This is a genomic window from Paraburkholderia sp. EG304 (genome assembly GCF_046543485.1).
Lineage (GTDB): Bacteria > Pseudomonadota > Gammaproteobacteria > Burkholderiales > Burkholderiaceae > Paraburkholderia > Paraburkholderia youngii.
The window spans coordinates 1-255 of record NZ_JBKGUA010000442.1 but is presented as its reverse complement, the minus strand read 5'-3'; the positions used below and the strand labels follow the sequence as shown (position 1 = coordinate 255).

Below are 255 nucleotides of genomic sequence, written 5' to 3'. Positions count from 1 at the left end.
CCGCGTGTTCGCGATCGGACGCCCAATCGTCTCAACGACAGCCTCCCCCCTCGGCATGCAAATCCAGGTCGAGTACGTCGTTGTCTCGGAAGGTGCGTACAGGTTACATAACTTCTCGATGCGACTGCTCCCGAAGGCCTTCTCTATGAGGCTCGCCTTCAGCCGCTCACCCGCCAGATTGATGATGCTTGCCGAAGCCGGCACTGCGTTCTTCTCGAGCAGAGCGGCGAGCGCCGAAGGCACTGTGTTGATCAG

1 protein-coding gene is annotated in these 255 nt (G+C 60.0%); it reads right to left on the bottom strand.

Annotation, left to right across the window (positions count from 1 at the left end; all coding sequences use genetic code 11):
* A partial coding sequence (locus tag ACLFKU_RS44655; protein WP_410853507.1) for a hypothetical protein occupies positions 1-255 on the bottom strand: 255 nt, incomplete at both ends.